The following is a 24,296-nucleotide window of genomic DNA, read 5'->3' as shown; positions in this document are numbered from 1 at the left end:
CCTCCTCAGGCGCTCTCGAACCAGGGGCGGTGAAGGTCGTAGTAGGTCGCACCCTTCATCGCGTAGTCGAGCTCGCGGCGTACGTCCTCCGGGGGCTCGACCTGCTCGCCCTTGCGGGCCTCGTCCTCGCTGGTGAAGGCGATGGTCTCGACGAAGCTGCCGTCGTCCTCGATCGCGAGCGTGCCGCCGAGGATGTCCGGGCGAGCCTCGTGCAGCGCGGTGGTGTCGGCCATCATCGCCTTGAGCCGGCTCGGGTCGTCGACGCGGCCACGGATGATCTGCACGAACCCGGCGTCGTCGGAGCCGCCGTCGAACAGCAGCGTGACGTCGTCGCAGTCGTGGAACTCCATCGGCCCGTCCATGACCTCGGCCATCTTCGCGGCCCACTCCCCCTGCTCGGGACGGTCTGAGTTGGCCATCGCGGCCTCACGGGACTCGAAGCGGACCACCCCGATGAGCTGGCCGTCGTCGGTGAATCCGTACGTGCCGCCCAGCCACCCGGTCGCACTCGGCGCCAGGTCTCGACGCCACTCGTCGAGCAACTGGTGAGCCTCGTCCTGCCGGGTGCAGGGCCCCTGAATCATCTGGATGAACATGCTGCCTCCTCGGTCGTTGGTGTGCCAACGGACCGGTCGAGGCAGTAGCCGGGCCCCGGCCAGGCCCTCTCGCAACGTACGTCCGAAGGGTCGCCCCGCACATACCCCAAACAGGCGTTTTTGAAACGACGCCGTCAGTCGACGTCGACCCAGTCGAGCGTGCGATCGACAGCCTTGCGCCAACCGGCGTACCCGATCTCGCGCTGCTCCTCGCCCCAGGCCGGCTTCCAGCGCTTGGACTCGTTCCAGTTCTGGCGGAGCTCGTCGGTGTCCTTCCAGAAGCCGACGGCGAGCCCGGCGGCGTAGGCGGCACCGAGCGCGGTGGTCTCGGCGACGACCGGACGGCTGACCTCGACGCCGAGGACGTCGGCCTGGATCTGCATGCACAGCTCGTTGGCGGTGATGCCCCCGTCGACCTTGAGGACCTCGAGGCGTACGCCGGAGTCCTTCTCCATCGCTTCGGCGACGTCACGACTCTGGTAGCAGATCGCCTCCAGGGCCGCGCGGGCGATGTGGCCGCTGGTGTTGAACCGGGACAGGCCGACGATCACGCCGCGGGCGTCCGAGCGCCAGTAGGGGGCGAAGAGACCGGAGAAGGCCGGGACGAAGTAGACCCCGCCGTTGTCCTCGACCTCCTTGGCCAGGTTCTCGACCTGTCCGGCGCTGCTGATCACCCGGAGCTGGTCACGCAGCCACTGCACCGCGGAGCCGGTGACGGCGATCGAGCCCTCCAGGGCGTACGTCGGGGGCTGGTCGCCGAACTGGTAGCAGACCGTGGTGAGGAGGCCGTTCTCGGAGCGTACGAGCTCCTCGCCGGTGTTGAGCAGCAGGAAGTTGCCGGTGCCGTAGGTGTTCTTGGCCTCGCCGGCGTCCAGGCAGACCTGGCCGACCATGGCGGCCTGCTGGTCGCCGAGGATGCCGGTGATCGGGATCTCGCCGCCGAGCGGACCGTTCTCCAGCGTGGTGCCGTAGGGCCTGGGATCGGAGGAGGGCCGGATCTCGGGGAGCATCTGGCGCGGGATGTCGAAGAAGCCGAGCAGCTCGTCGTCCCAGTCGAGGGTCTCGAGGTTCATCAACATCGTTCGGCTGGCGTTGGTGACGTCGGTGACGTGTACGCCGCCGTTGGGGCCACCGGTCAGGTTCCACACGATCCAGCTGTCGGTGGTGCCGAAGATGGCGTCACCGCTCTCCACGGCCTCGCGGACGCCGTCGACGTTCTCCAGGATCCACTGGATCTTGCCTCCGGCGAAGTACGTCGCGGGCGGGAGTCCGGCCTTGCGACGGATGATGTCGCCGCGCTCGTCCTTGTCGAGGGCGGAGGCGATCCGGTCGGTGCGGGTGTCCTGCCAGACGATCGCGTTGTAGTAGGGCCGTCCGGTCCTCTTGTTCCACACCACGGTGGTCTCGCGCTGGTTGGTGATGCCGAGCGCGGCGATGTCCTTGTCCGTCAGGCCCTTGCTGCCGAGCGCGATCTGGATCACCGCCCTGGTGCGCTCCCAGATCTCCACCGGGTTGTGCTCGACCCAGCCGGCCTTGGGCAGGATCTGCTGGTGCTCCAGCTGATGGCGGGCCACCTCGTTGCCACCGTGGTCGAAGATCATGCAGCGAGTGCTCGTGGTGCCTTGGTCGACGGCTGCGACGTAGTCGGGCATGTCGGTCCTTTCGGTTTCTCTGCTTCTCTGTGTCTCAGTCGGGGATCGGTGGTCAGGCAGCGGCAGGCAGGTCGCTGGTCTCCTCAGCCTCTTTCTCGGCGGGCAAGAAGCGTGCAATCAACACCTTGTACGCTCCGGCACCGATGAGTCCACCGACAAGCGGGGCGACGATCGGGATCCAGAAGTAGAGGTCGCCGGCCGCGGTCACCCAGGCACCGTCGTAGCCGGTGACGAAGGAGGCCAGCCGCGGCCCGAAGTCACGGGCGGGGTTGATGGCGTAGCCGGCGTTCGCGCCCCAGGCCATGCCGATGCCGACGATCACGAACGCGATCGCGACGGGCGAGAACCAGGCGATCGGCGCGGAGTTCTTCGCGTCCGTGATCGCCATGATCAGGAACAGCAGGATCGCGGTGCCGATCACCTGGTCGGCGAAGGCGGTGGTGAGACTGATGCCGAGCGCGGCGTCGCCGTTGCCCGGGAGCGTCGAGAAGATGCCTTGGGTGGCGTGGGTGTGGCCGGGGTCGACGCTGGTGATCGCGTCGCCGTAGGCCGCGCGGACGATGAGGGCGCCGACGAAGGCGCCGAGGATCTGGGCGATACTGTAGGGCAGCACCTTGCGCCACTCGAAGGCGCTGAAGACGGCCATCGCGAGGCTGACGGCCGGGTTGAGGTGGGCGCCGGTGATCCGTCCCGCGGTGTAGATGCCCAGCATCACCCCGATCCCCCAGGCCCAGGCGATCGAGTCATGGTCGCCGAGCCCGCCGTCGCCGGTGGTGACCTGGGCGACGACACCGACCCCGAAGAGAATCAGGATCATCGTCCCGGCGAACTCTGCGCTGAGCTCTCCGATGAGGGTTCTACGACGTTCTGCCGAAACGGAGCCCGAGGCGTTTCTTGTTGTCATGCGCTTGCTCCTGCCGTGTGGGGTCTGGCGGACCTCTGCACCGTAGGGATGCGTGATCGGCGTCACAATGCCGTGCGTTCGGCATGGTCGAACGCGTCCGTGTTTCGCCGGGCGGCACCGGCGGGTCTCTCGATGGCCGAACCCCGGTGAGGGGGTTTGTTCGGGCCCTACGCTTTTACCTGATGTCTCGGACCGTGCAATCCGTCGAGCGGGCGGCTGCGCTACTGCGTGTGCTCTCCGCCGCGAGTGAGCCGATGGCTCTTGGTGAGCTGGCGGCCGCCGTGGGACTGGCCAAGCCGACGGCGCACGGGTTGCTGCGTACGTTGGCGGGGGCGGGGTTCGTCGACCAGGAGCCGGTCACCGGGCGCTATCTGGTGGGGTCGGGTTTGCTCCATCTCGGGTCCGTGACGCTGGATCTCAACGAGCTGCGCTCGGAGACGCTCAACTGGGTGGACACGCTGGCGGCGCGTACGGGCGAGGAGGCGCGGATCGCGGCCTACCGCGACGGCTCCGCGGTGGTGGCGCACCATGTCTTCCGGGCGGGGCCGGGAGCGCAGGTGATGGACACCGGGAAGGCACTACCGCTGCACGCCACCGCGCTCGGGAAGGTGCTGGTCGCCTTCGATCCGGGCGCGGCCCGCAGCGTCGTCGGACAGCGGCTGGACCGGCTGACCTTCCGTACGATCACCGACCGGTCCGCGCTGCTGCGGGCGCTGGCGGACGCGCGCGACACCGGATGGGCCTCGGCGGTCTCCGAGGCGCGGCCGGAGCTGGCCGGGATCGCGGCGCCGGTGCGTGACCGGGGCGGGTACGTGGTGGCTGCCGTCGGCATCGCGGGACCGGTGGTGCGGCTGTGCGACGCGCGTGGCCTGCCTCGCTCCGATCTCGTCGAGGAGGTCGTCAGCGTCTCCAGATCGATCTCGCGGGCGCTCGGTCACGGCCGGGCGGCATGAGTCTTTTGCGGTACGTCGCCGCGCTGGACCAGGGCACGACCTCGACCCGGTGCATGCTCTTCGACCGCGAGGGCCGGATGGTGTCGCTGGCGCAGCGCGAGCACCATCAGCACTATCCGCGCGCGGGCTGGGTCGAGCACGACCCCATGGAGATCTGGGACATCGTCTGCCGGGTCGTGCCGGAGGCGCTCGCGGACGCCGGCGCTTCTCCGTCCCAGGTCGTCGGGCTCGGGATCACCAACCAGCGCGAGACCACGGTGGTGTGGGACCGGCACACCGGTCGGCCGGTCCACAACGCGATCGTGTGGCAGGACACCCGGTCGTCGGCCGTGCTGCCCGCTGTCGCCGCCGACATGGCGGAGTCGGAGATCCAGGCTCGGTGCGGGCTGCCGTTGGTGACGTACTTCTCCGGGCCGAAGGTTCGCTGGCTGCTCGACTCGTCTCCGTCTTTGCGGGAGCGGGCTGAGCGCGGGGATCTCCTGTTCGGGACGATGGACTCGTGGCTGGTCTGGAGCCTGACCGGCGGAGTGTCCGGCGGGGCGCATGTCACCGACGTGACCAACGCCAGCCGGACGATGCTGATGAATCTCGGCACGCTCGACTGGGATCCGGAGCTGCTGGCGGCGATGCGGGTGCCGCGGGCGATGCTGCCCGAGATCCGGCCGACGGTCTCCTCCTTCGGGACCACGGTCGCGCCGATCGCCGGGATCCCGGTGACGGCGGTGATCGGTGATCAGCAGGCCTCGCTCTTCGGGCAGGCGGGGTTCGACCGTGGTGACGCGAAGTGCACCTTCGGCACGGGCGGCTTCCTGCTCCTCAACACCGGCTCGTCCCCGGTGCGCTCGCAGCATGGGCTGATCACGACGGTCGCGCACGCGATGGAGGGCGAGCCGGCGGCGTACGCCCTGGAGGGGTCGATCGCCGTCGCCGGCTCGCTGGTGCAGTGGTTCCGCGACAGTCTCGGGCTGATCCGCTCGGCCGCGGAGATCGAGACCCAGGCGCTGACCGTCGCCGACAACGGTGGCTGCTATGTCGTCCCGGCGTTCACCGGCCTGTACGCACCGCACTGGGAGCCCGATGCCCGTGGCGTGATCGTCGGGCTGACGTCGTACGTCACCAAGGCGCATCTGTGTCGCGCCGTCCTCGAGGCCACCGCCTGGCAGACCCGCGAGGTCATCGACGCGATGAACGCCGACGCTGCCGCGCCGCTGACGCGGTTGGCCGTCGACGGCGGCATGACCGCCGACAACCTCCTCATGCAGACCATCGCCGACTTCCTCGACATCCCCGTCGTACGTCCGATGGTCGCCGAGACGGTCTCCCGGGGCGCCGCCTATGCGGCCGGGCTCGGCGCCGGGTACTGGCCCGACCGGCAGGTCCTGCGGCGGCACTGGCGCCGGGCGGCCGAGTGGCGGCCGGCCATGTCGGCCACCGCGCGGGAGGCCGAGTTCGCTCGGTGGCGACGGGCGGTCGAGCTGGCGATCGGGTGGGGAACCTAGTTCCGCTGATTTCTCGGACTCTCCCGGGTTGTTGCCTGTGGCAGTTCATGGTCCAATTCGGTTGGGTCTCGGGGGCTCCTGTGGGGGCATGTTCAGCATGTGGGTGCCTCATCATCGGGAGACAGAAATGCGTCGCTTGGCCTCATCCCTGCTTGTTCTGGCGGGAGCTGTGACCGGCCTGGTGCTGGTGAGCCCACCGGCCCACGCCGCCCTGTCGGTCACGATCTACGCCTCGGCGTCGACCGTGACCGAGGGATCCGCCGTCACTTTCACCGGCAGAGCGATCGACGCCCGCCTGGGCAGCGTCGTACGCCTTCAGCGTCAGCGAACCGACGGAAGCTGGGCGGTCGTGGCGTCCCGCAAGCTGGTGGACAGCCGCCGTTACCGCTTCGCCACCACTCCTCCGCGTGGCTACCAGAAGTACCGGGTCGTGAAGCCGGCACAGCTGGGCCAGCCCGGCCGGGTGTCCGCGACCAAGACAATCAAGGTGACCTGGCGCCCTGCGGTCACGCTCGGGACCGTGAAGCACCAGGTCGTCGACTACTCCACCGGCGCGGTCACGACCACCACCAACGGCAAGACGACGCGGCTCAGCGCCGGCTTCGAGCTGCGCCGAGAGCTCCAGCGCTCTGACGGCACCTGGGCGATGCATGGGCGCGTGCGCATCGCGTCCGACCAGACCTGGCGTGACCGCTTCTCCAGTCGCCATGGGCAGCGGTTTCGCTACCTGGCTCCTGCCTATGGGTCCCGGCTCGCCAAGGCGAGCAGCTCGTTCGTCGTCGATGGGCACTGGACGCCCACGATCACCGCCAGCGCCATGCTCGATCCGCTCACCCGTGTCGCGACACTTGCAGGCGACACCACTGGCGTCCAGGCAGGGTCGACCATCCGACTCCAGTATCTCAGCGACTCCGGTGTTTGGAGTGCTGGTTCCGGCGGGATCCAGGTCGGATCCGATGGCACTTTCTCCACAACGTTCACGCCGATCATGGAGTACCCGTACCGGGTCTACGTGCCTCCCAGTGGTCTTCGCCGCGCTGCGGTCTCCTCGACTTTCCAGGTGGCTCAGGGTGGCCGAGCCCGGGTCGAGTTGAACACGACCACGCGTGTCGATTTCCCGCCGGAGGTGTTTCAGCGGACTCTGGTCGTCCGCGTCGACAAGGGTCAGACCTTCACCGTTCACGACCACGAATGGCTGACTGCAACTGTCTCCGATCCTTCGGGAAACACGCTCACGGGAATGGACACCTCCGATGAAGCCGTCACGATGGTGGCGCCTTCGGCTGGCGATTACGCCATCGTCCTTTCCAGAGAGCCATCCAGGAGCGGCCCGGCCTTTGACATCACGCTCAGCACACCCCGGGTCGTGTCCACCACGATCGATGGTCCGGCAACAGACCTTGTGAGCGACCTGCCCGCGCAGGTCGTCGACCTACAGTTCAACGGCGCCGCAGGCGCGCTGATTTCCGAGTACACACCCCAATCTCCGCCGAACTCCACGGTCACCTTGCTCGCACCGTCAGGACGCGTCGTTCCAATCTGGCATCCCACGTACGGCGGGACCGTATGGCAACTCACGGATACCGGTCGTTACACGATCCGCGTGGCGCCTGAGTTCACCAACAGGGTGTCGAGAGCCGATGAGCAGGTGCTCTCCGTGATCACGGACACCATGAGACTGAACGGGTCGCCCACCTCGATCAACCTCGACCAGCCCGGCAGGTTCGCGGTCGCCACCGTGGATGTTCCGACCGGGGTGGATCTCCGGATCTCGCACAGCGTGGATTCTTACCTAGAAGAATGGCTCTACGATCCCGCTGGAGAAGAAATCTTGGGCGGACACCGCCCGAAGGACGTACGTCCGACGAAGGCAGGGGCCTACACCGTCGTGCTTTCGGCGCCAGAGGCCGTTGATCTCAACCTTCACGCCAGCACGCCAGTCGCCGTCGATGCAGCATCTGGATCTACCACGACCTTCGATCGTGGGCCGGACCCACAACGGGAGGTCATGTTCACGCTGCCTGTAGTTGAAGGGCAGGTCGTGTCGTATGAGGTCCTGGACAATGAGGGTGAGTTCTGCCCGACACGGATCTACCCCTACATCGATCCGGTCAGCAGCGAGCTCCTCGACTTCCGTGCCGCTGGCGTCAACTACCCGGGGGTCTTTCGAGCCCTCGCCGAAGGCGAAGTCACGGTTCACGTGACTCCTTGTTCGACAACCGGGAGAGTTCGGCTTTCTCATGTCTCCATATCCAAGCCGACCTTCGTCAGCTCGGTGGATGACGGATACGGCAACACGACCGTCACCCACCAAGCGACGGTTGTCGCAAACCAACCTGGGCAGCTCATGCTCGTTGACTATTCGCCTGGGACGGTATCCGGTTATCTCAGGATGACGGCGACATCATCCACCTTCGCGGTAGGAACCTTATTCGGCGCCGGATGGGGCTATCCCTCGGGGCGTTCGGACGAACTCCTGGACGACCCGGTTCCGTGGGACCAGATATCGACCTTCGTTCACTGGGGAAGCCCTTGGCAGGGGTACTACGTCGTGTATGGCGGCCCCAAGGCCACCGGCTCCGTTGACCTGAACCTGACCTACACACACCAGTGAGTGTCACGATCGCCGGTCGACGTGTTCCTCACCCGGGGACTCGGCGAGGGACTTGAGGGCGCGGAGCCTGGTGTCCCAGGCGTTGCCGATGCGGTCGAGCTCGTGGGCGAGGGCGTTGAGGCGGGAGCCGAGGGCGGCGTAGACGATCTCGCGGCCACGGCGCTCGGCGGTGACGAGGCCAGCCTCGGAGAGTACGTCGAGGTGCTTGACGATCGCCTGGCGGCTGACCGGGAGCACCCGGGCCAGGGCGGAGGCGGACATGGTCTCCTGCCCCAGCCGGGTGAGGATGTCCCAGCGGGTCTGGTCGCCCAGCGCCGCGCACATCTCGGGGAGGGTGGGCGTCGCGGTCACGCGCGCGCCTCGACGTACGTCTTGGCCGCTTCGAGCTCCTGGGCCCAGCCGCCGTCGTTGCCCTCGCGCTCCTTGAGCCAGACCGCGGGGTCCTCGGACAGGGTGGAGAAGCCGCTCTCCAGAACCTCGAGGGTCACGCCGCCGGCCGGGTTCTCCTCGATCCGGAACTCCACCAGCGTGCCCTCGGTGGCGTCGCGGTAGGGCGTGCCGAGCCAGCGGAACGCGGCGTAGCGCGGCTCGTCGAGCTCGATCGTGCGGAATCGGAACTCGCCCATCGTGGGGTGGGTGACCACGGCGATCTCGGTGCCGTCATCGGCGGTCTCGACGCGGGTGTCCGGGTCGTCGAGGACGGTGCCGTCGTTGACGTACCACCCGGGGCGGGTGATCAGGGACCAGACCTTCTCGGCACTGGCGTCGATGTCGATCTGGCGTCGGATGCTGTCGAGCTCGGCGAGCTCTTCGGTGCTGTGAACCATGGGTCCTCCTCGGATAGCGGAAGTGCAACCTCAGTGTTGCACTTCCCTTATCCACTTGCAACCCTTTGATTGCAGATCGGCTCCGGCCGGCGTACGCGCCCTACTTCTGGATCCGCTCGAGCTTGGTCCAGCCGATGTAGCCGCGCTTCTCGACCAGGCGCATGAGGTCGTGGGCGACGGGGACCTGCTCGACGAACATGGCGTCGAGCAGGGCGACGAGCTCGGGTGGCATGGCCTGGTCGCCCTCGACGTAGGCGGCCCAGTCCTCGGGGGAGATCGCTTCGAGCTGGGAGACGATCTGGTCGGCGATGGTATCCAGACGCGGGTCACCGGGCTTCCAGTCGAGCAAGGCCTCCATCTGCTTGTACGTCTCGACGACCGACGGGTCGTCGAGCTGGCCGACCTTGCTGCGGATGAAGGCCTCCATGCTCTGTGGCTGCTGGGCCGCGACGATGATCCAGGCGTCGCGTTCGCCGTCGATGATCCGCTGCGGGATGCCGAGCTCCCGCATCCGTTCCAGGTAGGCGACCGCCTCCGGCGGGAGGGCGAGCCCGTCGCCGTGGACGAGCCGGGCGATCCGCTCGCGGTGGCCCTGGCGCTCGCGGATCTCGAGACGGAGGCGCTTGTCGATCTCGGCGACAGCCTTCTTGAAATCGTCGTCGCCGGCGTCCAGCAGCTCCTTGACACGGGAGAGCGGGACGCCGGCGTCGGCGAGGATGCGGATCTTGATCAGGTCGACCACAGCGGCTGCGTCGTAGCGTCGGTAGCCCGAGTGGTCGCGCTCGGGCTCCACCAGCAAACCTTTGGCGTGGTAGTGACGCACTGCCCGGACGGTTACTCCGGCGGCAGAAGCCACCTGGCTGATCGTGAGCATCCCCGAATAGTGGCGGGAACGCCCGGGTTTGTCGCGGGGTTTAGGCGAACTTGCGGCGGTAGGCGGCAGTGGCCAGGACGTACGCGACGACCAGGAGGCCGACGCACCAGGCCAGTGCGATCCACAGCTCGTCGCCCAGCGCCTGACCGGCGAAGATCGCCCGGATGGAGTCGACGATCGAGGTGACCGGCTGGTGCTCGGCGAAGGCTCGCACCGGGCCGGGCATGGTGTCGGTCGGCACGAACGCCGAGCTGAGGAAGGGCAGGAAGATCAGCGGGTAGGAGAACGCGCTGGCTCCCTCGACCGTGCCGGCGGTCAGGCCCGGGATCACCGCGAGCCAGGTCAGCGCGAGGGTGAACAGGGCCAGGATTCCGACGACCGCGAGCCAGTCGAGCACGCTCGCGCCGGTGCGGAAGCCCATCAGCAGGGCGACGAGCACCACCACGACCAGCGAGATCATGTTCGCGACCACGGAGGTGAGCACGTGACCCCACAGCACCGCGGACCTGGCGATCGGCATCGACTGGAACCGGTCGAACATGCCGCCGTTCTTGTCCTGGAACAGACGGTAGGCGGTGTAAGCGATGCCGGAGGCGATGGTGATCAACAGGATGCCGGGTAGCTGATAGCTGACATAGCTCTCATGGGATCCGGTGTCGATCGCGCCGCCGAAGACGTACACGAACATGAGCATCATCGCGACCGGCGTGATGGCGGTGGTGACGATGGTGTCGGGGCTGCGGCCGATGTGTCGCAGGGAGCGGCCGAGCAGGACGGCGGTGTCGCCGAAGAATCGGGTGGTCATCGTGACTCCTTCACGTTGTTCGTGCTGGCGGACTTGCCGTTGGACTTGCTGGTGATGGCGAGGAAGATCTCCTCGAGGGACGGCTGCTTCTCGACGTACTCCTGCTTGGCCGGCGGGAACATCGCCTTGAGCTCGGCGAGGGTTCCGTTGGCGATGATGCGGCCCTCGTGGAGGATCGCGATCCGGTCGGCGAGCTGCTCGGCCTCTTCGAGGTACTGGGTGGTGAGCAGGACCGTCGTGCCGCTGTCGGCGAGCTCCTTGACCGCCTGCCACACCTCGATCCGGGCCTCCGGGTCGAGACCGGTGGTCGGCTCGTCGAGGAAGATCACCGGCGGGTTGCTGATGAGGCTCATCGCGATGTCGACCCGGCGGCGCATGCCACCGGAGTACGTCGCGACCTTGCGGTTGCCCGCCTCCGTGAGCGAGAACCGGGCGAGGAGCTCGTCGGCGACCGCGCCCGGGTTCTTCTGCCGGAGCAGCTTGGCGATCAGGATGAGGTTCTCGCGACCGGTCAGGATCTCGTCGACGGCGGCGAACTGGCCGGTGAGGCTGATGGAGCTACGTACGTCGTTGGCCTGAGTCGCGACGTCGAAGCCGTTGACCGTCGCCTGGCCGCCGTCCGCCTTGAGCAGCGTGGTCAGGATCTTCACGGCCGTGGTCTTGCCGGCGCCGTTGGAGCCGAGGAGGGCGAAGATCGTGCCCTTCTCGACGCTCATGTCGACGCCCTTGAGGACGTGTACGTCGCCGTAGGACTTGGTCAGTCCGGCGATCTCGATTGCTGGTGTCGGGTTCATGTCGAATAGCGTCGAGGGTTGACGCTGGGTCAAGGTCAAGCGGAAGTTCGGATCTTTTTCCGCTGGGCCTGATCGGACCCGACTGGAGTGCGAAATGCGCTGGTCGCGCGGTCATTCCTTCTGCAGGCGGCGCCAGCCACCGGCCCGGTTGTTGGCCACGATGGCGCGCAGCAGCTCGGTCAGCGCGGGGCGGTCGATCGGGTCGTCCCGGTAGATCTGGATGGCTCGGCCGGTGGCGTTGCCGTGACCCTGGTTGATGATCCCGGCCGGATCGGGGACGGTCGGGTCGTAGAGGAACAGATTGATGTGGTCCTTGGTGGCGAGCAGCGCGCACACGTTGCCCTGCAGCACGAAGTAGGGCTGGACCGTCCGCTTGATCGTCTCCTCGATCTCCGGATCGGCGTCGTGGATGATCTCGCGCAGATCGCGGCAGATGTCGCGCTGCCACTCCGGCAGAGCGTCGAGGTAGCTGTCGACGCCGGCATGGGTGCGGATGGCCATGATCGCAATGTACGCCCGGGCCGCGGGCGCCCGGCAAGCCAAATACACATGTCGATAAATCATCCCTTTGACTTCAAGTACTTGAAGTTCTTAGCGTCTTTGGCGTGACTGCATCAACGACTCGGACGTACACGATCCGAGAGGTGGCGACGCTGACCGGACTGCCGGCCAGCACCCTGCGCTACTACGAGACGATCGGGCTGATCTCGCCGGTCAGCCGCGGCGCCAGCAGCGGGCACCGGGTCTATGACGAGACCGACCTGGACCAGCTGACCGGCGTCGCCTGCCTGGCCGCGATCGGCCTCTCGATCGACGACATGAGGACGTACGTCACCAACGGCCGGCTCGGTCGCGAAGGCGCCGCGGAGCAGATCGACATGCTCACCGAGCACGCGGCGCGCCTCGCCCGAGAGGCCGAGAACCTCGAGCTGCGGCGGGCGTACGTCGGTCTCAAGACCGACTACTGGCGAGCCGTCGCGGCCGGCGACGAGGCGCGCGCCGAGGAGATCGGCGACCAGGCACACACGCTGGCCGGTCAGATCCGCAGCCGCGAGAACCACTGATCCACCACCCCTCTCAGACTCAGGAGACACCCAAATGCGCGTCAACGCGTACGCAGCACCTTCCGCCGGCGAGCCGCTGGCACCGATCACCATCGAGCGCCGCGAGGTGGGCGCCAACGACGTCCTCATCGCGATCGAGTACGCCGGCATCTGCCACTCCGACATCCACACCGTCAACGGTGACTGGGGCCCGCAGCCGTTCCCGGTAGTCCCGGGCCACGAGATCGTCGGCCGCGTCACCGAGGTCGGCTCGTCGGTGACCAACCACAAGGTCGGCGACCGCGTCGGCGTCGGCTGCTTCGTGAACTCGTGCCGCGAGTGCGACAACTGCCGCGCCGGCGACGAGCAGCACTGCTCGACCCCCGGCGGCGGGGTCGGGACGTACGCCGCGAAGGACCGCGACGGCTCGTTCACCCAGGGCGGCTACTCGACCCACGTCGTCGTCGATGCCCACTTCGCGCTCAAGGTGCCCGAGGGCATGGACGCGGCGGCCGCGACGCCGCTGCTGTGCGCCGGCATCACCACGTACGCGCCCCTGAAGAAGTGGGGCGCCGGTCCGGGCAAGAAGGTCGCGATCGTCGGCCTCGGCGGGCTGGGCCACATGGGCGTCCAGATCGCCCACGCGATGGGTGCCGAGGTCACCGTGCTCTCGCAGTCGCTGAAGAAGCAGGAGGACGGGCTGCGCCTCGGCGCGGACCACTACTTCGCCACCTCCGACCCGGCGACGTTCGAGCAGCTGGCCAGCTCGTACGACCTGATCGTGAACACCGTCAGCGCGAAGATCGACCTCGACGCCTACCTCGGCCTGCTCGCCGTGGACGGCACCATGGTCAACGTCGGCGCCCCGGCAGAGCCGCTGAGCGTCAACGTGTTCTCGCTGATCACCAACCGCCGCAACTTCGCCGGCTCGATGATCGGCGGCATCGAGCTGACCCAGGAGATGCTCGACTTCTGCGCCGAGCACGGCATCGGCTCCGAGGTCGAGGTGATCTCGGCGGACCAGATCAACGAGGCGTACGCCCGGGTTCTGGCCTCCGACGTGCGCTACCGGTTCGTGATCGACACCGCCACGCTCAGCTGATTGCTTCCGGGAGGGCGAGCGAGTCTCGCCCTCCCGGCCGGCCGATCGCGTCGACGATGGCCGCGAACGCGACCGCGTGGCCTCGGGCGTTGCCGTGGATGCGGTCGCGGGCGTAGATGTCCGGGTCCGCCGCCAGCGGGTGGTGGTGCGTGTCGATGTGGATCCCGCCCAGGCTCTGCGTGGTCTCTGCGGTGATCCGGTCGAGGGTGTCGAACCGGTCGGCCATGTCCGCCGCCTCCTCGGCTCGCACCAGCCCCGACCGGGCGAGATCGAAGAGACCGACGGTCAGCACGACGGCACCCCTCTCGGCCAGTGGCCGGAGAAGCAGCTCGAGCTCCGTGCGCAGCCGGTCCGGGTCGTACGGATTGAAGGCGTCGTTCCCGCCGGCGCTGATGAGCACCGCGTCCGGCGCGAAGGCCAGGGCCGGCTCGAGCTGCACCTCGCGGATCTCGGAGACGGTCAGGTACGGGACGGCCAGATTCACCGCCTCGAAGCCGGGGCGGGTGCTCGCCAGCGCACTCACCAGGCGCTCGGCGAAGGACTCGTCGCGGTAGCCGTCGAGCGGACCGCGCACGCCGGCGGTCACGCTGTCGCCCAGCACGGCGAAACGGCGCCACGGGTGGTGTCGGAGTCGCTCGGCGGCGGTCTCGGGATCGATGCAGTAGGGATCTGCAGCTTCCAGGTCGAAGCTGCAGGGCCGCTCGCGGGTCTCGGTCATCGGTGTGCCTCCTTCGTGGACGGGGCCGGGCACACGATCAGATTAAGCACACGATCGTACGCTATGCAATAGAGTTCGGTCGTGCGCTAAACTCGTCGGCATGGCAGGACGTGCATCCGCCCAGGCGGCACTCGAAACCCGACGGAGCGTGGTCAAGGCAGCCGCCGACCTGGCGTCGGTCGAGGGGCTGGACAGCGTCACGATCGGGCGGCTGGCCGAGATCGTCCAGATGAGCAAGTCCGGGGTGATCGGCCAGTTCCGCACCAAGGAGGCACTTCAGCTGGAGACGGTCGAGCTGGTCTTCTCCGACTTTCGCACCCGGGTCTGGGAGGCGGTCAAGCGGTTCCCGCGAGGTCTCCCCCGGCTCCTGGCCGCGTGCGACGCCTGGACGGAGTACGCCGCCGACCCCGGCTACCCGGGCGGATGCCTGATGACCCAGGTGACCTACGACTACGACGGGCGCGACGGCGCCGTCCACGAGAAGCTGCTCGAGGGGCGCAACCAGTGGCGGGAGACGTTGCGAGCCGACCTCACCACCGCCGTCGAGGCCGGCGACCTGCCCGAGGACACCGACATCGAGTCGGTCGTGTTCGGGCTCGAGTCGCTCGCCTCGTTCATCACCCCGGCCCGTCTCCTCCACGGCGACACCCGGGCCGCCGACCGCGCCTTTCAGGGCATGCGGCGGATCATCGGGGTCCCGGAGTAGGTCCGGCTGGCGGCGCGGCCGCGATGCCGCGTACCGCGTGCTCGAGGGAGTGCTGGGCGAGCGGGTCGGTGATGCGATCGGCCTTCAGCAGCAGTGCCCCCGGCAGGGTGACGACGCAGTGGCGCACGACCGTGACGGCAGCACGGTCGCCTCGCTCCCACAGTGCGGAGGTGAGCTCGACAAGGAGGGCGCCGAGCTCCTTCTGGAGCTGGAGGAGCTGCGTACGTCCCTCCTCGTCGAGCTCCGAGGTCAGCAGGTCATCCGCGGTGGCGGCCAGCAGGAGCCGGGCGCCGTCCTCGTCATCCTTCGCGTACGCCGCAGGGGCGAGCGCCGCCGCGACCAGTGCCGCGGTGGCGTCGCCCTCGCCCATCGCCTCCGCCACTCGGTCGCGCTGGAACGTGAGGAACCGGCCGGCCTCCTCGGCCCAGACCCGGGCCAGGAGGCCGTCGCGGGACCCGAACGCGTGGTAGACCGCCCCGTTGGACGCACCCGACGCCGAGCTCAGCGCCCGGATCGTCAGGCCGACGACGCCTCGCCCGACCCAGAGGTCCCGGGCATGCCCGAGAAGGTCGGCGAGGTCGTACTGCCGTGGACGCCCCATGACGGGATCAGGCAGCGTCGTCGTTGCCGGCGCCGAGCGCCTTGACGACGTCCGCGAACATCCGGGCCTTGATCGTGCCCAGCGTGGCGCGGTCCTTGCCCGCGAGGTCGCGTACGAAGCCGGTGGCCGCCTCGAGCAGCTTCTCCGACGAGGCGGTGGCGTCGACGATGCCCGCCGCAGCGGCGTCACCTCCGCCGTAGCGCCGCCCGGTCGCCATCGCGTCGAGCGCCGTGCGCGGGGTCAGCTTGCTGGTGACAAGGGCATTCATCCCTACGGTGAACGGGATGTGGATGTCGACCTCGGGGAAGCAGAAGTAGCCGCGGTCCTCACGCATCACGCGGTAGTCGTGCGCCATCGCCAGCATCGCGCCCGCGCCGAACGCGTGCCCGTTGACCGCGGCGACCGTCGGGACCGGCAACGTGAGGATGCGGGCGAAGAGGTCCTCGACCCGGGCGACGTACGTGTCGTGCTGGTCGAGGTTCTGCCCCAGCCACTCCAGGTCGAGCCCGTTCGAGTAGAACTTGCCGCCACCGATCGTGACCAGCACCGCCGGCTCGGTCGTCGCCTCGATCTGGTCAAGCGCTGAGCCGACGGCCTCGAGCCAGTCAGGCGAGAAGCGGTTCTCGTCGTCCCCGAGGTCGAGTGTCCACACCGGTCCGTCGCTGGAGATGGTGACCACGTTGCTGCTCCTTCACGTCATGACCCGCGTCGGCACGGGGCCTGTAGGTCACCGAGAGTAACAGAGCAGTGCTCCAAAAAGGGGTGCTCGGTGACGCACGTCACCCGATCTCGTGGGCGAGACCGGTGGAGAGGTCGAGGTGTGCGTGGGCCTGCTCCTGCAACGTACGTGCCTTGGTCTCGAAGGCCTCCACGGCGTCGGCACCGGCAGCGAAGCGCAGCGGCGGCTCGTCGAGAGCCGCCAGGCTGACGAGCGCGGCGCCGAGCTTCGCGGGATCACCGCCCTGCTTGCCGTCCATGCCTCGCCAGGCTTCCACGGTCGCGGCCGAGCGGTCGGCGTAGTCCGCGATCGACGGCACGGCATAGTGCGTGGACTGCGGGGTCAGCAGCTCGGTGCGGAAGAAGCCGGGCTCGACGAGCATGGTCCGGATCCCGAACGGAGCGACCTCCGGCCCGAGAGCCTCCATGAACCCCTCGACCCCGAACTTCGAGGCGGCGTACGCGGTGAGGAAGTCGCCCGCCGGGGCGATGCCGGCGGTGGAGGAGATCGTCATCACCAGGCCGTCCCGCTGCAGCCGGAGCTGAGGCAGGGCGGCTCGGACGAGGTTGATCGGGCCGTACAGCGTGGTCTCGATCTGGGAGCGGAACGCCTCGGGCGTCATCTCCTCGAAGAAGCCTGCCTGGAAGCTGCCGGCGTTGTTGACCAGTACGTCGAGACGGCCGAACCGCTCGACCGCCTCCTGGACGGCGGCCTCGGCCGCTGCCGGGTCGGTGACGTCGAGGGCGACGGGCAGCAGGTCGTCGTGCTCGCCCAACGCCTCGGTGACGCTCTTCGGGTTGCGGGCGGTGGCGACCACCGCGTGCCCGGCAGCCAAGGCCGCCCGGGTGATGTCGACGCCCAGGCCGCGGCCCGCACCCGTCACCAGCCAGACCTTCTTCTCGGTCTTCTCTGTCTTGTCGGTCATGCGCTTTTCCTTCTCGTTCGTCGGCGCCCTGGTGGGCGCCACCCATCACTGAACCAGCGCGGAAGGGTCGCAAGAAGGCCCGCTCGGTGGGGTCACCGGCAGTGACCCTCACCCGGGCTCGAAGGCTCCTACAGTGGAGGGCATGACCTCCGACGTGCCCAGTCGCCGCGATGCGGCGCGAGCCGAGATCCGGGAGTTCCTGAGCACGCGTCGTGCTCGGATCACACCTGATCAGGCGGGTCTTCCGAGCTACGGAGGCGAGCGGCGGCGGGTGCCCGGCCTGCGCCGTGAGGAGGCCGCGCTCCTCGTCGGGGTCTCGCCGCAGTACTACATCCGGCTGGAGCGCGGCGACGCCACCGGGGTGTCCGAGAGCGTCGTCGACGGCATCGCCCAGGCGCTCGAGCTCGATGACGCCGAGCGCGCGCATCTGATGGACCTGATCCGCACCGCGGGCGGTCCGGCGCAGGTCGCCAGGCGCCGCCGGTCCGCGGCGCCCCGGAGCGTACGGCCGACGATCGAGCGGTTGCTGGACGCCCTCACCGGCGTGCCCGCCATGGTGCTCAACGCCCACCTCGACGTGCTGGCCATCAACTCGCTGGGTCGAGCTGTGTTCTCTCCGTGGTACGCCTCCGGCGAGCCGGTGAACACCGCCCGGATGGTCTTCCTCGAGGAGACCGCCGGCACCTTCTTCCGCGAGTGGGGGCACGCGGCTGACGACACCGTCGCCCTGCTGCGCGCGGAGGCGGGCCGCAACCCCTACGACCGCGACCTCTCCGATCTGGTGGGCGAGCTCAGCACTCGCAGCGAAGAGTTCCGGGTGCGCTGGGCTGCGCATGACGTACGCATCCACACGACCGGCGTGAAGAAGCTGCACCATCCCGTCGTCGGCGACCTCGACCTGTCGTTCGAGTCGCTCTCCGTCGATCCGGGCAGCAGCACCAACCTGGTGACGTACGTCCCCGAACCCGGCTCGTCGACGGAAGCAGCTCTCGCGGTCCTGGCCGCGAACTAAGGTGAGGGACATGAGCATCCCGGTCGCGTTGCCCGATCTCGCCTCGACCCTGGATCGGTTCGGCAGCGGTTTCCTGCTGACCACCGCGGGCGAGCGGATCAAGGTCGTGGTCGTGGACCCGGTCGTCGAGGGCACGACGCTGCGGATCTCGGATCCCGGCGGCGGCACCCGAGCGAACCTCGCCACCAACCCGGTGCTCACCCTGACGTACGCCCCGCTCACGCCGCGCGACCATGCGCTGATCGTCGACGGCACCGGCCGCGTCGACGGCTCCGATGTCGTCGTGACACCGACCGGCGCCGTGCTGCATCGGCCGGCATCGCACGCTTCCGGGCCGGTCGCCGAGGACGGCTGCGGGCAGGACTGCCGGCCGGTCGACCCGTCGCGTCCGTAGGCTCGACCCATGGAGACCTCGCCCACCGTTCTCGTCACCGGCGCGACCGGCTTCATCGGTCGGCGGCTGGTCGCGGAGCTGACCCGACGCGGCACCACGGTGCGTGCGATGACCCGGCGTCCGGACGACTACGACGGCCCCGGTGAACCGGTGGGTGCCGACGTCGACGACCCCACCACCCTGCCGGCCGCGCTCGACGGGGTCGACGTGGCGGTCTACCTGGTGCACTCGCTCGACCACGACGACTTCGAGGAGCGCGACGCCCGGGCCGCGCGGTCCTTCGGGGTCGCCGCTGCCCAGGCCGGGGTTCGCCAGATCGTCTATCTCGGTGGGCTCGGCGACGACAACGGAGACCTGTCGCCCCACCTGCGCTCTCGCCGCGAGGTCGAGACACTGCTCGGCGAGGCCGGCGTGCCCGTCACGGTGCTGCGGGCCGCGATCGTCGTCGGCCACGGCGGCGTCTCCTGGGAGCTCACCCGGCAGCTGGTCAAGAACCTCCCCGCCATGGTGGTGCCGAGGTGGACCGCCACCCGGACCCAGCCCATCGCCGTCGACGACGTGATCCGCTATCTCGCCGGTGTCATCGACCACGAGGACGCGATCGGCGAGGTCTTCGAGATCGGCGGCCCCGAGGCGATGACGTACCTCGACATGCTGACCGTCGCCTCCAAGGTGGCCACCGGCCGGACCATCCCCGTCGTCCCGGTGCCGGTCCTGACGCCGCGGCTGTCGTCGTACTGGCTGGCACTGGTGACCGACATCGACCTGACCACCGGGCGCAACCTGATCGACTCGATGAGCACCGAGGTGGTCGCGCAGGACCGGCGCATCCTCGAGGTCGTGCCCGGCGAGCCGCTGCCCTATCGCGAGGCTGTGCGACGCGCACTGGCCGAGCGGCTGGCCGAGGGCAAGGGAGTCTGAGACCTCAGCCGAAGAGCAGCGGCAGCGCCAGGAGCATCGACAGGGACCACGCACAGTGGGTGAGGATCGGCGCGAGTACGCCACCGGACGCGCGCCGCTGGAGCCCGACCACGACGCCGAGCAGGATCGCGGCGAAGGCCAGCATCACGTTGCCGGTCGCCAGGGTCGCGATCACGTAGGCCACCGACGTCCAGGCGACCGGATGGCGAGGCAGGGCGGCATAGACGGCGCCGCGGAAGAACAGCTCCTCGGCCACCCCGTTGACGGCCGTCACCACGACCAGGATCGGGAGCGAGCCCTGGTCGGCGAAGTCGAGAACCGAGCGCACCTGCCGGTCCAGCCAGGGGATCTCGCGCACGACGAGGCCGCCGATGACGAAGATGGCGGCCAGGCCCAGACCGAGCAGGATCGGCGGCAGCACCGGGCGGACGAGCCGCCGCCCGCCCTCCTGCTGCCGCCAGGCGCCGATCCGTCCGAGATGCAGCGGCCCGGACGCGAAGGCGCCGACGGCCCACACTCCGGCCAGGGCGAAGGTCGCCGGATAGAACCAGACACTGCCCGGCTCGATGCGGAGCGATACGCCGAGCACCAGCGCACCGAGCACCACGAACCCGACCGTGACCGACTGGCGACGCCGCAGGCCGGCGTCGCTCTGACGGTGATCGCGCGGCACGACGTCCCACAAGGACCTGCGCACCCAGCTGCGCACGGCACCCCCTCGCTCCAGTGACGGCTGCGTCCAACGTACGTGGCCAGCAAGCCAATCACACCGGATCGGGACGGCCGCCGATCGAAGAGCCGTCAGATGATCGCGACGGCGTTCGCCGGTGAGCCGGTCGCGCCGGTGACGTTGAGCGGCTTGACGCTGAGGAAGGCCTCCCACCGCTGCAGCGCGTCCATGCGGCGTGCCAACGGCCCGAGCCGCCACAGCTCACCGAGCGGCATGCCGAGCTTGGCCAGGAACTCCTGGTGCATCATGCCGCGGTCGTTCGGCGCCGACTGCACGAAGGGCGAACCGGGCACGGCCGGCAGGCACTCGACCGCGAAGGTGTCCGCCGCGAGCAGGGCGAGACCGGAGTCCCAGGCCCAGTCGAGCACCTCCTCGCTCTGCTCGATACCCGTGGCGCGGCCGAGGGCCTGCTGAGCCAGCTTCTGCTCGGCGGTGAGCTCGAGGAACCACTCGCACCACCCGGTGTGGAGCATGACGACGTCACCGGCACGCAGCTCGATCGCCTGCGCGGTGAGCGCCTGGTCGATGTAGTCGTACGGGATCGGCTGGCCGGCCTCGTGGTCGAGGGTCTCCTCGCGCCGGGCGAGAAGGCCGGCGATGTCCACCAAGACTCCCCGGCTGACGATCGGGCGGTCGGCCCAGACCTGGATGCCGATCTCCTCGGTCCCCGGGATGATCAGCTCGTCAGGGGTGCCGGCGTAGAACCCGACGTCGTCTGCCCGCCGGTGCCGCAGCCCGTCGACCTGGGTCGATGACTGGAGGTAATAGCCGTCGAGGTAGTCGGCGCGGTGAGCCGGGTCGTTGCCGTAGATGACGTGCTCGGCCGGCTTCTCGGCCCTGGACATCCCGGGCATGAACGCGTTGATCGGGTAGTCCAGCCCGAAGGTCTCGCCCAGCTGGACGAGACCGGCCGCGGCCACCACGCCCTCCTCGTCCGCGAAGGACGGCGTGCCGCGCCACGGGTCCTCGAAGAGCTCCCAGGAGGTGCCCCGCAGCGGTCCGGGTCGGTCGTGGAGCTCAGCCCTGCTCGGGCGGTCGTGCGTGGTCATGGTGGTGTCCGTTCGTCTCTCAGACCGGCTGGATGCCGTGCCCCCACGCGGCTCGCCTCAGTATCTCGCGCTTCGCCGTGCCCTAGAGTCAATTTCTGATGCCCGACAACTGGCTGAACGAGACCCGCGAGTCGTACGACACCGATGCCGCCGGCTATGCCGAGAAGGTACGCGGCCTGCTGGACGATCGTCCGTACCTGCGCGCGGGTCTCGCGGTGTTCGCCGAGGCCGTGCGGGAGGGCGGGCCGGTGGCCGACGTCGGCTGCGGCCCGGGCTACGTCACCCGGCACCTCAACGACCTCGGCGTGGACACGTTCGGGATCGACCTCTCCCCCGAGATGATCGCCATCGCCCGGCAGGACCATCCTGATCTCGGGTTCGAGGTCGGGTCGATGACCGATCTGCCGCTGGCGGACGGATCTCTCGGCGGCGTACTCGCCTTCTGGTCGGTCATCCACATCCCCGACCCGGCGGTGCCCGGAGTGTTCGAGGAGTTCCGGCGGGTGCTGCGACCCGGCGGCTCGGTGCTGGTCGGGTTCCACGTAGGCGACGAGACGCAGCGTTCGACCACCGGCTACACCGGGCGCCCGATCGGCGTCGACACCCACCGCCGTACGCCCGAGCAGATCTCCCAGTGGCTGCGCGAGGCCGGGTTCGACATCGAGGCCGAGCTCCTCATGCGACCCGACGACGAGGTCCCGGGCGCGATCGTCTTCGCCCGCAAGCCTCTCTCCGACTGATCAGGAACGAAGAAGCGTACGGAGCCTCTGCCTCCATAGGCTCGTCTCAACGGACCCGATAGGAAGGAAAGACCGATGGCGAAGAGCACCACGTTCACCGAGGAAGAGAAGGCCGCCATGAAGGAGGCCGCCGCCGAGCGCAGGACGGCCGCCAAGCGTGGGACCGGCAGCAAGAAGGCCGAGGCCGACCTCACTGACTGCCTCGAGAAGATCGACGCGATGGACGACAACGACCGCGCTATCGGCGAGACGCTCCACCGGATCGTCACCACGCACGCGACCGACCTCGCCCCGAAGACCTGGTACGGCATGCCCGCCTACGCCAACTCCGACGGCAAGGTCGTGGCCTTCTACAAGTGCGCCGGGAAGTTCAAGATGCGCTACGCCGAGGTCGGCTTCCAGGAGTGGGCGAACCTCGACGACGGCGACATCTGGCCGACCGTCTTCGCCGTAGCGACCATGACCCCCGCCGTCGAGGAGAAGCTCACCGAACTGGTGAAGCGAGCGGTCCGCTAGCCGGCGTGATGCTCGCGGTAGCGCTGGTAGAGCCGCTCCAGGAACCCTTCGAGCTCGGCGGCCATCTCCTCGTCCAACGCGGGAAAGGAGAAGGTCGCCTTGCCCGTACGGCGCTTGCGGAACGCCTCCGACGATCCCTCGAGCGCCTCCGGCCAGGTGTCGACGGCGATCGCGTAGAGACTCACCTTCTGCGCGCTTCGCTTGACCGCGGCGAAGTAGTCATGAGCGCCGGAACCGGGCCAGCGCAACGACGGCATCCCGTAGATCGTCGCGTCCTCGAGCTCGTTGCGGTAACGGTCGAGAAGCGTCCAGATCCGGTCTTCGACGGCATCCAGGTCGGCCACCTTGGGAGCGTAACGCCTGCCGAGGCACTCAGCGGCGACGGAAGAGCCGAAACCGACGACTTCGCCGATCACCCGTGGCTCCCGCTTCGCGAGGCTTCCCGCGGCGGGCCGCGCGACGCGCGGCCCACTCGGCCACCGTGGTGTCGGGGTCGCGAGGCATCGTGATCAGCGGCGGCCCAGCCGGCAGTTCATAGCGTGCGCTGATCACGCGGGCGTTGAAGTCGTCGATCTCGCGACGTACGGCCTTCTCGTCTGCCAGCTGATCCAGGCGCGCGTCCAGCGCGGCATCATCCTTGCGGAGCTGGATCGACGGTGGCAGCAGCGCCACGTGCTCGCGCTCGATGAGGCTCCTGATCCACCACTCCGGGTCGTGCTGGTCAGGCAGGTCGATCGGCTCGCCACTGCCGGGCAGGTCGTCGAAGTCGCCGCGTGCGATCGCCTTCCGGATCTGGAAGTCGGCGAGGAGGGCGACGGCGACCGCATCGTCGATCGCGAAGGCGTACGAGTCGTGGGGCATCGCCATTGGTCACCTCACTCCATCGACCGCGGATATAAGTCACCTGTATTATGTCACGCGTATTGAAACGACGAAGGGGACGGGCGATGCCGAAGCAGGTCGACCACCGCGAGCGACGAGAGGCGATCGCCCACGCGCTGTGGCGGGTGGTCGAGCAACAGGGCTGGCCGCGAGCGACCATGCGCGAGGTCGCGCGCGAGGCCGAGGTCTCTCTCGGGCAGCTTCAGCACTACTTCTCGTCCCGGACCGCGATGCTGACCTTCGCGATGGAGTTCGCCGCCGATCAGACCTCGGACCGGGTCACGCGCGGCCTGACCGGGCTCGACCAGCCGCCACGTCCCCGGGACGTACTGCGGGTGGTTCTCACCGAGATGCTCCCGCTCCACCCCGACGCTCGCGCCACCAGCCGAATGAACGCCGCGTACGTCCTCGAAGCACTGCACGACCCCGAGCTGCGCGACGTGGCCAGCGTCGGCCTGCGCCAGGGTCGCGACACTGTCGAGCGTCTCATCCGGGAGGCGATGGCCGACGGACACATCTCCGCCGACCGCAACCTCGCGATCGAGACGGACCTCATCCTCTCGCTGACCGGATTCACGCCCCTGCTGGAACTCGGCGTGATCAAGCCCGAGGCCGCGCTCGCAGCCATCGACCAGCACCTGGACCGGCTCTTCTCGCCCGCATCGTGATCGTCGGCCGGACCTACCCGCGGACCCGGGAGTCACAGATCGCGCCGCTGTCC

29 protein-coding genes are annotated in these 24,296 nt (G+C 68.7%); 12 read left to right on the top strand and 17 right to left on the bottom strand.

The annotated features are described in order from the left end of the window. Positions 1–5: 5 nt before the first annotated feature. The 3 genes from ABTW65_RS25750 to ABTW65_RS25740 form a co-directional block, all read right to left on the bottom strand. Positions 6–596, bottom strand: a complete 591-nt coding sequence (locus ABTW65_RS25750; protein ID WP_350665487.1) for a hypothetical protein — start codon at positions 594–596, stop codon at positions 6–8. A 134-nt stretch (positions 597–730) separates the two neighbouring features. Further along, entirely contained in the window at positions 731–2,248 is a 1,518-nt protein-coding gene (gene glpK, locus ABTW65_RS25745; protein ID WP_350665485.1) for a glycerol kinase GlpK, read from the bottom strand. A 52-nt stretch (positions 2,249–2,300) separates the two neighbouring features. Continuing rightward, positions 2,301–3,152 carry an MIP/aquaporin family protein gene (locus ABTW65_RS25740; protein WP_350665483.1) on the bottom strand — a complete coding sequence of 284 codons (852 nt, stop codon included), beginning with the start codon at positions 3,150–3,152 and terminating at the stop codon, positions 2,301–2,303. A gap of 182 nt (positions 3,153–3,334) precedes the next feature. Between ABTW65_RS25740 and ABTW65_RS25735 the strand changes: the two genes are divergently transcribed. The 3 genes from ABTW65_RS25735 (at position 3,335) to ABTW65_RS25725 (ending at position 8,218) form a co-directional block, all read left to right on the top strand. Then, entirely contained in the window at positions 3,335–4,105 is a 771-nt protein-coding gene (locus tag ABTW65_RS25735; protein WP_350665481.1) for an IclR family transcriptional regulator, read from the top strand. Continuing rightward, a complete protein-coding gene (gene glpK / locus ABTW65_RS25730) occupies positions 4,102–5,604 on the top strand; it encodes a glycerol kinase GlpK (RefSeq protein ID WP_350665479.1) in 1,503 nt (500 codons plus the stop codon). Before ABTW65_RS25735 ends, glpK (ABTW65_RS25730) begins: the two co-directional genes overlap by 4 nt. Before the next feature lie 169 nt (positions 5,605–5,773). Beyond that, positions 5,774–8,218, top strand: a complete 2,445-nt coding sequence (locus ABTW65_RS25725) for a hypothetical protein (protein ID WP_350665477.1) — start codon at positions 5,774–5,776, stop codon at positions 8,216–8,218. A gap of 3 nt (positions 8,219–8,221) precedes the next feature. On the opposite strand, the gene ABTW65_RS25720 is transcribed toward ABTW65_RS25725, so the two are convergent. The 6 genes from ABTW65_RS25720 to ABTW65_RS25695 all read right to left on the bottom strand — a co-directional run bounded on the left by ABTW65_RS25720 (position 8,222) and on the right by ABTW65_RS25695 (position 12,019). Next, a complete protein-coding gene (locus ABTW65_RS25720) occupies positions 8,222–8,569 on the bottom strand; it encodes an ArsR/SmtB family transcription factor (RefSeq protein ID WP_350665475.1) in 348 nt (115 codons plus the stop codon). After that, complete coding sequence (locus tag ABTW65_RS25715; RefSeq protein WP_350665473.1) at positions 8,566–9,045, bottom strand: SRPBCC domain-containing protein; 480 nt, start codon at positions 9,043–9,045, stop codon at positions 8,566–8,568. The genes ABTW65_RS25720 and ABTW65_RS25715 overlap by 4 nt, the downstream gene beginning before the upstream one ends. Positions 9,046–9,145: 100 nt before the next feature. Further along, positions 9,146–9,919, bottom strand: a complete 774-nt coding sequence (locus tag ABTW65_RS25710) for a MerR family transcriptional regulator (RefSeq protein WP_350665471.1) — start codon at positions 9,917–9,919, stop codon at positions 9,146–9,148. 40 nt (positions 9,920–9,959) lie between these two features. Continuing rightward, on the bottom strand, positions 9,960–10,724 hold the full coding sequence (locus tag ABTW65_RS25705; RefSeq protein ID WP_350665469.1) for an ABC transporter permease: 765 nt from the start codon (positions 10,722–10,724) through the stop codon (positions 9,960–9,962). Next, positions 10,721–11,518, bottom strand: coding sequence for an ABC transporter ATP-binding protein (locus tag ABTW65_RS25700; protein ID WP_350665467.1), 798 nt, complete (start codon positions 11,516–11,518; stop codon positions 10,721–10,723). Before ABTW65_RS25700 ends, ABTW65_RS25705 begins: the two co-directional genes overlap by 4 nt. 111 nt (positions 11,519–11,629) lie before the next feature. Beyond that, complete coding sequence (locus ABTW65_RS25695; RefSeq protein WP_350665465.1) at positions 11,630–12,019, bottom strand: DUF1801 domain-containing protein; 390 nt, start codon at positions 12,017–12,019, stop codon at positions 11,630–11,632. Positions 12,020–12,123: 104 nt separating this feature from the next. On the opposite strand from ABTW65_RS25695, the gene ABTW65_RS25690 reads away from it, so the two are divergent. After that, a complete protein-coding gene (locus ABTW65_RS25690) occupies positions 12,124–12,582 on the top strand; it encodes a MerR family transcriptional regulator (RefSeq protein ID WP_350665463.1) in 459 nt (152 codons plus the stop codon). A 34-nt stretch (positions 12,583–12,616) separates the two neighbouring features. Then, complete coding sequence (locus ABTW65_RS25685; protein WP_350665461.1) at positions 12,617–13,663, top strand: NAD(P)-dependent alcohol dehydrogenase; 1,047 nt, start codon at positions 12,617–12,619, stop codon at positions 13,661–13,663. Here the strand turns inward: ABTW65_RS25685 and ABTW65_RS25680 are convergent. Next, positions 13,656–14,381, bottom strand: coding sequence for an SGNH/GDSL hydrolase family protein (locus tag ABTW65_RS25680; RefSeq protein ID WP_350665459.1), 726 nt, complete (start codon positions 14,379–14,381; stop codon positions 13,656–13,658). The genes ABTW65_RS25685 and ABTW65_RS25680 overlap by 8 nt on opposite strands. Before the next feature lie 100 nt (positions 14,382–14,481). Between ABTW65_RS25680 and ABTW65_RS25675 the strand changes: the two genes are divergently transcribed. Continuing rightward, positions 14,482–15,087, top strand: coding sequence for a TetR/AcrR family transcriptional regulator (locus ABTW65_RS25675; protein ID WP_350665458.1), 606 nt, complete (start codon positions 14,482–14,484; stop codon positions 15,085–15,087). On the opposite strand, the gene ABTW65_RS25670 is transcribed toward ABTW65_RS25675, so the two are convergent. From ABTW65_RS25670 to ABTW65_RS25660, 3 genes are all read right to left on the bottom strand, one after another. Then, complete coding sequence (locus ABTW65_RS25670; RefSeq protein WP_350665456.1) at positions 15,068–15,688, bottom strand: TetR/AcrR family transcriptional regulator; 621 nt, start codon at positions 15,686–15,688, stop codon at positions 15,068–15,070. The genes ABTW65_RS25675 and ABTW65_RS25670 overlap by 20 nt on opposite strands. 7 nt (positions 15,689–15,695) lie before the next feature. After that, a complete protein-coding gene (locus tag ABTW65_RS25665) occupies positions 15,696–16,367 on the bottom strand; it encodes an enoyl-CoA hydratase-related protein (RefSeq protein WP_350665454.1) in 672 nt (223 codons plus the stop codon). 100 nt (positions 16,368–16,467) lie between these two features. After that, a complete protein-coding gene (locus tag ABTW65_RS25660; protein WP_350665452.1) occupies positions 16,468–17,331 on the bottom strand; it encodes an SDR family oxidoreductase in 864 nt (287 codons plus the stop codon). Between the two features lie 142 nt (positions 17,332–17,473). Here ABTW65_RS25660 and ABTW65_RS25655 point away from each other — a divergent pair, with 142 nt between their 5' ends. From ABTW65_RS25655 to ABTW65_RS25645, 3 genes are read left to right on the top strand one after another with little or no spacing between them, the layout of a single operon-like run. Continuing rightward, positions 17,474–18,343: a helix-turn-helix transcriptional regulator gene (locus ABTW65_RS25655; RefSeq protein WP_350665450.1), complete on the top strand. Its 870-nt coding sequence runs from the start codon at positions 17,474–17,476 to the stop codon at positions 18,341–18,343. Positions 18,344–18,353: 10 nt separating this feature from the next. After that, positions 18,354–18,737, top strand: a complete 384-nt coding sequence (locus ABTW65_RS25650; protein ID WP_350665448.1) for a pyridoxamine 5'-phosphate oxidase — start codon at positions 18,354–18,356, stop codon at positions 18,735–18,737. A gap of 9 nt (positions 18,738–18,746) precedes the next feature. Beyond that, complete coding sequence (locus tag ABTW65_RS25645; RefSeq protein WP_350665447.1) at positions 18,747–19,658, top strand: NAD(P)H-binding protein; 912 nt, start codon at positions 18,747–18,749, stop codon at positions 19,656–19,658. 4 nt (positions 19,659–19,662) lie between these two features. On the opposite strand, the gene ABTW65_RS25640 is transcribed toward ABTW65_RS25645, so the two are convergent. Further along, complete coding sequence (locus tag ABTW65_RS25640) at positions 19,663–20,367, bottom strand: CPBP family intramembrane glutamic endopeptidase (RefSeq protein ID WP_350665445.1); 705 nt, start codon at positions 20,365–20,367, stop codon at positions 19,663–19,665. A 92-nt stretch (positions 20,368–20,459) separates the two neighbouring features. Then, positions 20,460–21,437 carry a cyclase family protein gene (locus tag ABTW65_RS25635; RefSeq protein WP_350665444.1) on the bottom strand — a complete coding sequence of 326 codons (978 nt, stop codon included), beginning with the start codon at positions 21,435–21,437 and terminating at the stop codon, positions 20,460–20,462. Positions 21,438–21,535: 98 nt separating this feature from the next. Here ABTW65_RS25635 and ABTW65_RS25630 point away from each other — a divergent pair, with 98 nt between their 5' ends. Continuing rightward, positions 21,536–22,177 carry a class I SAM-dependent methyltransferase gene (locus tag ABTW65_RS25630; protein ID WP_350665442.1) on the top strand — a complete coding sequence of 214 codons (642 nt, stop codon included), beginning with the start codon at positions 21,536–21,538 and terminating at the stop codon, positions 22,175–22,177. Positions 22,178–22,252: 75 nt separating this feature from the next. Continuing rightward, entirely contained in the window at positions 22,253–22,693 is a 441-nt protein-coding gene (locus ABTW65_RS25625) for an iron chaperone (protein WP_350665440.1), read from the top strand. Here ABTW65_RS25625 and ABTW65_RS25620 read toward each other — a convergent pair. Next, a complete protein-coding gene (locus ABTW65_RS25620; RefSeq protein ID WP_350665438.1) occupies positions 22,690–23,037 on the bottom strand; it encodes a hypothetical protein in 348 nt (115 codons plus the stop codon). The two genes, ABTW65_RS25625 and ABTW65_RS25620, sit on opposite strands and share 4 nt — an antisense overlap. 28 nt (positions 23,038–23,065) lie before the next feature. After that, positions 23,066–23,554, bottom strand: a complete 489-nt coding sequence (locus ABTW65_RS25615; protein ID WP_350665436.1) for a DnaJ family domain-containing protein — start codon at positions 23,552–23,554, stop codon at positions 23,066–23,068. A gap of 86 nt (positions 23,555–23,640) precedes the next feature. On the opposite strand from ABTW65_RS25615, the gene ABTW65_RS25610 reads away from it, so the two are divergent. After that, on the top strand, positions 23,641–24,243 hold the full coding sequence (locus ABTW65_RS25610; RefSeq protein WP_350665434.1) for a TetR/AcrR family transcriptional regulator: 603 nt from the start codon (positions 23,641–23,643) through the stop codon (positions 24,241–24,243). Positions 24,244–24,296 lie beyond the last annotated feature (53 nt).

Source organism: Nocardioides sp. NPDC127503 (assembly GCF_040302165.1).
Lineage (GTDB): Bacteria > Actinomycetota > Actinomycetes > Propionibacteriales > Nocardioidaceae > Nocardioides.
Note: the sequence above shows the minus strand (reverse complement) of the source record. Positions and strands in the feature narration are given on the sequence as shown.